Origin of the sequence: Mesorhizobium sp. LSHC412B00, from assembly GCF_000503035.1 — a bacterium.
Lineage (GTDB): Bacteria > Pseudomonadota > Alphaproteobacteria > Rhizobiales > Rhizobiaceae > Mesorhizobium.
Genome location: NZ_AYWB01000038.1, coordinates 1 through 5,372 on the forward strand (window position 1 = coordinate 1; position 5,372 = coordinate 5,372).

Annotated in this window: 8 protein-coding genes and 1 pseudogene; 4 read left to right on the plus strand and 5 right to left on the minus strand. The window is 60.1% G+C overall.

Annotation, left to right across the window (positions count from 1 at the left end):
• Positions 1 to 481: 481 nt before the first annotated feature.
• Positions 482 to 881, minus strand: a pseudogene (locus X757_RS1000000167575) (VOC family protein); the annotation flags it as partial.
• Positions 882 to 959: 78 nt separating this feature from the next.
• On the opposite strand from X757_RS1000000167575, the gene X757_RS1000000166005 reads away from it, so the two are divergent.
• Both X757_RS1000000166005 and X757_RS135625 read left to right on the plus strand, forming a co-directional pair.
• Entirely contained in the window at positions 960 to 1,301 is a 342-nt protein-coding gene (locus X757_RS1000000166005; RefSeq protein WP_023728155.1) for a transposase, read from the plus strand.
• A 42-nt stretch (positions 1,302 to 1,343) separates the two neighbouring features.
• A complete protein-coding gene (locus X757_RS135625) occupies positions 1,344 to 1,622 on the plus strand; it encodes a hypothetical protein (protein WP_023670652.1) in 279 nt (92 codons plus the stop codon).
• A 109-nt stretch (positions 1,623 to 1,731) separates the two neighbouring features.
• On the opposite strand, the gene X757_RS1000000167580 is transcribed toward X757_RS135625, so the two are convergent.
• From X757_RS1000000167580 to X757_RS135610, 4 genes are all read right to left on the minus strand, one after another.
• Complete coding sequence (locus X757_RS1000000167580) at positions 1,732 to 1,920, minus strand: hypothetical protein (RefSeq protein WP_031243249.1); 189 nt, start codon at positions 1,918 to 1,920, stop codon at positions 1,732 to 1,734.
• Entirely contained in the window at positions 1,910 to 2,134 is a 225-nt protein-coding gene (locus X757_RS135620) for a hypothetical protein (protein ID WP_023728156.1), read from the minus strand. Before X757_RS135620 ends, X757_RS1000000167580 begins: the two co-directional genes overlap by 11 nt.
• A gap of 605 nt (positions 2,135 to 2,739) precedes the next feature.
• The gene (locus X757_RS1000000169955) at positions 2,740 to 3,099 is read right to left on the minus strand and encodes a class I SAM-dependent methyltransferase (protein WP_023728157.1); all 360 of its coding nucleotides are present in this window, start codon (positions 3,097 to 3,099) and stop codon (positions 2,740 to 2,742) included.
• Positions 3,096 to 3,356, minus strand: a complete 261-nt coding sequence (locus X757_RS135610; protein ID WP_023728158.1) for a hypothetical protein — start codon at positions 3,354 to 3,356, stop codon at positions 3,096 to 3,098. The genes X757_RS1000000169955 and X757_RS135610 overlap by 4 nt, the downstream gene beginning before the upstream one ends.
• Positions 3,357 to 4,063: 707 nt before the next feature.
• Between X757_RS135610 and X757_RS135600 the strand changes: the two genes are divergently transcribed.
• A complete protein-coding gene (locus X757_RS135600; RefSeq protein ID WP_023728160.1) occupies positions 4,064 to 4,255 on the plus strand; it encodes a hypothetical protein in 192 nt (63 codons plus the stop codon).
• Positions 4,256 to 4,725: 470 nt separating this feature from the next.
• On the plus strand, positions 4,726 to 5,372 hold a 647-nt coding region (locus X757_RS135595; protein ID WP_306413647.1), incomplete at its 3' end, for a pilus assembly protein TadG-related protein.

Sequence of the window (5,372 nt, forward strand, 5' to 3'; positions counted from 1 at the left end):
ACAAACCTTCCGAACAGCTTTCCCGGGCTGAAATCGAGCGCTTCCTGGCGGCAGCCGAAGCGCTGCACAAGAGCATATTCGGGTCGCTGTGCGTACCACAGCGAGCATGCCAAGCTCTGTGAGGTTCATCGACCCCTTTTGAAGGCGATCGAGAACATCACCGGCCACAAGGCGCAGTTCATCCAAAGGAACGGGACAGGGCCGTCTCAGCCGCGCGGGAGCCGTCTGGCTAGCCGCCGGTCAAGTCCTATAAGCTCGGATGCGAAGCTTCGCTTCTCTTCCCGCAGGGTATTGCGATGCATTTTAAGCGCTTGAGTTTGCCGACGGTCTTCTCGAAGCGTACACTTTAATACCTGGGGTGGCGAAGCCCGCCAGCCGAATGGTTGCCCTCCGCTCGCAGCCAACCGGCTCCGTGGCTCGGTGAATGGCTAGCACTGTCGCAGCAGTCCTCCGAACGCAGCCCGCCATGGCGGTGGCCGGCTTAGCAGTCTGATGCCCCCTCGCGGGCGAGATTGTCCACGTCGAGCGGATTGCTGACCAGTTTCAGCGCGCCGTCCGGGTTGCGCGGCCATTCCGCTTCCGGGCGGTCCCAATAGAGTTCTACCCCGTTGCCGGGGATCGCGCACATAGATCGCCTCCGAGCCGCCATGGTCATTCGCGCCGGTGAGCGTCACCCCTGCTGCTCGCAGGCGGCGCAGCGCAGCCGCCAACGCCGCCCGTGTCGGATAGAGAAAGGCGACATGGTGTAGGCCCGTCGTGCCAATCGGGGGCGCGGCGCCGCCGCGGCTTTTCCAGTTAGTGAGCGCCAGATGATGGTGATATCCGCCCGCCGCGAGAAAGGCAGCCTCCTCGCTTAGCGACATGGTGACGCCGAACCCGAGGGGCGCAACGACACGGGTATTGGTTTGAGAGGAATCCGGTGTGATTCATAGATTGCCGACTGATTCTGGAGGTCGGCAATGTCTACGAAGATGACGGAGATGGATTGGTCGGCGGCGCCGGAGGTGTTCCGCGGATCGCTGCCACGGCGCGGAGCCAAGGGTCGGGACGACCCTGCTATTCGTGGAGGCTCTGCACTATTCTCAGTCCACAACACTACATGGCGAGCGCTGCCGGAGCGTTTCGGCAAATGGAACAGCGTTTGGAAACGCTTCGACCGGCTGAGCAAGGCGGGCGTGTTCGAAACGTTCTTTGATCATCTCGCTGCGCTCTCGTCGTCGGCGCACCTGGTGCAGATGTTCGACAGCTCCGTGGTGCGCGCTCATGTCTCGGCGGTAGGGGCAAAAGGGCCTAGGCGATAAGATAGGTATTGCCCTGCGGAATCGGGTGGGATTCTAACTGCGATGACACACGAATTGCTTGCAGACGACGGTTGGGCCGAGACGATTGAGCTTCTCGGCGGCGAAGATTTGCTTACGCGGAGCGCCCGCGAGACGAAGGCGTTCCTGCGTCCGCAGGGCGTTCAATCGGCGCCCGATTTGTTGCGCCTGACGCGCGGCGGCTTCTCGACCAAAATCCATCTGAAGACACCTAACGCGTTCATTGGACAGCGACCCATTACTTGGCCCGCCGGCTCATGCTGGCGGGCTTTTTTGCGTCAGTCGGGAACAACCTCGCTCTGAGGCTGTTCGGTCACACCCGGCTCGTTCTTCAGCGATTCCTGCCGGTGACCAAGATGTCCTCTCCACTCGTCATGGTCGGCCCGCGCAGCCTCGGAAGCAGGCGCGGGCCTCATTCGCCGTCATTGCTGTGTTCTCGGTGCGCAACCGCTTCTTTGAATGCGCGTGCTGCTGCATCGCAAGCGACACGTGAGGAGCCGTTCACGGACAGGATGATTTCGGCTGCCTTCACGGTCAAACCGTGTTTTTCGGCGAACTCTGCGGCTGTGTATGCGAGTTTTGTTTTTTCGCTACTCCGCATTTCTGACTCCATAGATCTCTTGCGCCTCGTGCAAGCTCTGTCGGGCCTGTTGCAGTGATCGATGCAAGTTCGCCAGCAATTCGTCGGAGTCGGCCGTCGGACTGCCTTCGTGATCCAGTAAGCCGACGATCATATCCTGCTTGGAAACGATGCTCTCGTTGTGAACGAGTTGGCCCATAAAATACATGAGCCGGCTCTGTGCCGGTGTGGGCATGGGCCTTCTCCCTGGTCGGGCGAAAGCCTGATGATCGCTCCCAAGCGCCTCGTGCCTGTTTGTTTTTGATTTTTCGAGGCGACCGCAGCAGTGTGCGCTCGTTAGCAGGCCATGGCAACCGGCCAGGCAATTGCAGCATCCACGCTGCGCACGCCGTCCTGACCGCGCGTGCCCGGCCCCTGGCGTCGCTCGGCCGCTACTTCAGTGTTTCCGGTTGACAATCGTGGTCGGCGCACCGCATTTTCGCATTGAGGGACAAACGTGGGGAACTCTGCATGAAGAAGCCTTATCAGAAGCCGGAACTAAGAAGCGCGAGAAGCTCTCGGCCGTAACGGCTGTGTGCACGCCATCAACCTGCACCGATGAGTGAGAACCTTTAGGTCCAAGGCGCTTTGCCGAAATTCGCTAGAGAGGGACTGCAGTGATGAAGAAAGAATACAGCAAGCCAGTACTGACCAAACGTGGGCGTCTCAGCGCAGTGACGGCGCAATTGGCACCCAGTGTTGAACCCAGAGGAGCCTAGGCAAACCCCTGCAACAAAGCCAGTTGGCTTCGGCGGCGGGCTTTTCCGCTTCCAGGCGCCGAAACTTATCTTCGCGTGCCTGTCACAACGAGCCATGCGGTTTCCGTGCTCGGTCTCCGCACTTCAGGGTCGCTGACCCTGCATCTCGCAAGGCAGCAATGACCTCATCCGGCTCGCGATGTGTAAAAATGTCGGCCGGCATGTTCATCCTGTCCATATGCGCCTTCGGGAGGAAGCCAAGCACGACGCGACCGCCTGGTTTGAGGACGCGAGCGAGCTCTGCGGATCCAGCTCTAAGGCTTTGCCAGAAGTACACTGTGTGGACGCTGAGAGCCTTGTGGAATGTGCTATCCGGCAAGGGCAAGTCCTCGACTAGCCCAACTCGGAACTCGGCTCGTCCGGCGCGCACTGCATCGGCGAACCGGCGGCAGGCAGCGTTCACGACATCTGCGAGCGGTCAACCCCGCAAACGAATGCTGCCTCACGGAGAAGTTGCGGCAGTAAAACTGCGCCGCCGAAACCGACCTCCACGGCGCGATCTTCCGGGACCAGGTGCACTTGATCGAGAGCGTAGCCGTTGAGCCGGGCGTTGCCCCGGTTCATTCCGGCCCGGACCAGCCAGCCGCCGGTTCGGTCGGCCAGGACAGTGGTTTCGCTATAAATCGTGGCGCCATCCGATCCCACCCGTATTCGGGTCATCTAGCCACCATGCGCCTAGAAGCGGCCGCCCCGCAAACGCTGCTTCGATAGCGATGACCAGTTGGGTTGTGCTGCGCTCTTAGGCGTCGCATTCCAGCGGCTGGTGGTCCGGTTGCTCGTGCCACATCACCTGGCGGAAGTCGCGACGGTCTACCTTTTGCGCGCAAATGGGGCGCGCATAGAAATGCTCTTCCCAGTCAGGTCATGTGGCTTGCCGGGGATGGGCGGTCCGAGGTTGGCTATTCTGGCCGTGCCCGACCGAACCCGTCGTAGCGGCAAAACTTCTGCAAGGCGTGCCCGTTGTCCGATCGCCCGCTCGCATTTTTTGTACCATATATTCGCGGCTTCCATTAGCATCCTCTCATGGCAACTCTGCGGTACGGGGTAAGGCGGGAACGGGATGGGACGTGGACGGTATTCGACGTGTTCACCGGGCTGCCGGCTATTGTAGCGGGCCACCCATCTGTCGACCTTCCCGACATGGAGTATGCCGAAGAACTGGCGGCCATCCTGAATGCCAACGACCCAAAGCAGAGGCTATCTCACGGAAGGTTCCCGGGAGGGTTCGCCTGACTGAGGTGTGATTCGCCCGCATTCGTACTGCCCATCCAGGGTGGTTCGTCCGATCCGCACAAGCATTTGTTATTGAACTACCGACTACCAGGGTCTTAAATCGACTTGCCATTGCTTTTCGTAGGGAGGATGTGATGAGCAACGTGGTGCCAATCCGCAAGGCGTTGCCTCGCGTGGAGGTGGTCGGAGCCAGTGGCGAATGGGTCGTGCGCATCATAGAGACCGACCAGGAAATTACACGCTCATTCGGCCTCGAATCGTTTGCGCTGTCCTTCGCTGAAGGCCAGCGGATACGGCTATATCTCGACGAGGTTGTGCGGCTTTAGGACCCTCCTGCGGCTGGGTAACCTCACGGCCGCGACGGTGATGGCCCATGGATATGCTTGAACAGGAGACTGCCGATCTCCTGCATTGCCGTCTATCCGGGTAAGCCGCTAAACGGAGACTTCACCGCAGACGCTGCCGATCATCGGGATCAACACGAAGCTGTCATCCCGAAACTTGGTGGTGATCGTGAAATCTTGTGCTTCACAAACCACACCCATGAGGAGAATGCTTCCGCTGTCCGAACTCACGACCTGGCAATTTGGCGCCTTGCGCGAAGCGCGATCGACCCAAGATATGCGTGTGGGTGGATCTAGGACTCCTGTCGAGGCTCAATGGCGGAACAGCCGCGCAGCCATGTGGCTCTCAATCACGGACGGTCAGGTTGCGGCCCCAAAGCTGCCGGTCAGCAATGCGCCTCCATTGGCCGTAATGATGACGCCGCGTGAAGCACATGCGAGGCGAGGAGGAATTGCAGCACATCTACTTCGTCTGGCAGGTCGGACTTCATCGAATCGGAACGGGTTTTTTACACATTCGTTTATCTATTACGTGGTTCCTAATACATATGGCATCCAACGCGTTCACCCGGATTTGGTTTGCTTTGAGCCGCCTAAGGCGCGCCACGAACGGTAACGTTGCCGTCATCGTTGCCTTCACCTTGCCGGTCGTGGTTGGCGGCGCCGGCCTCGGTGTGGAGACATCCTTCTGGTATTACAGCAGCCTCAAGCTGCAGGCCGTTGCCGATGCCGCGGCCTATGCCGGTGCGCTCGAGAAAGTCGCGGGTTCCGATAACCCGACCATCATCGCCGCCGCCACGCAGTCCGCGACCTCGAACAATTTTGCCACGCCGGGCACGATCCAGGTCAACACGCCGCCATTGTCCGGCCCGAACACCGCGAAGAAGGCAGTGGAGGTCATCGTCAAGCAGAACCTCGACCGCTACTTCACGGCGATTTTCAACCAGGCGCCCGTTGCCGAACAGGCAAGGGCGGTGGCGCTGATCAATGACGCCTCCAAGGCTTGCGTGCTGGCGCTTAGTCAGTCGGCCTCCCAGGCTGCGCTCTTTTCCGGCAACACCACCGTCAACCTCACCGGCTGTTCGGTCATGTCGGACTC

What these genes read in the sequence shown, in the direction of transcription:
- X757_RS1000000167580 (WP_031243249.1), bottom strand. Translation starts at nt 1,920, where the DNA reads ATGCGGAGTAGCGAAAAAACAAAACTCGCATACACAGCCGCAGAGTTC.
- X757_RS135610 (WP_023728158.1), bottom strand. Translation starts at nt 3,356, where the DNA reads ATGACCCGAATACGGGTGGGATCGGATGGCGCCACGATTTATAGCGAA.
- X757_RS1000000166005 (WP_023728155.1), top strand. Translation starts at nt 960, where the DNA reads ATGTCTACGAAGATGACGGAGATGGATTGGTCGGCGGCGCCGGAGGTG.
- X757_RS135625 (WP_023670652.1), top strand. Translation starts at nt 1,344, where the DNA reads ATGACACACGAATTGCTTGCAGACGACGGTTGGGCCGAGACGATTGAG.
- X757_RS135600 (WP_023728160.1), top strand. Translation starts at nt 4,064, where the DNA reads ATGAGCAACGTGGTGCCAATCCGCAAGGCGTTGCCTCGCGTGGAGGTG.
- X757_RS135620 (WP_023728156.1), bottom strand. Translation starts at nt 2,134, where the DNA reads ATGCCCACACCGGCACAGAGCCGGCTCATGTATTTTATGGGCCAACTC.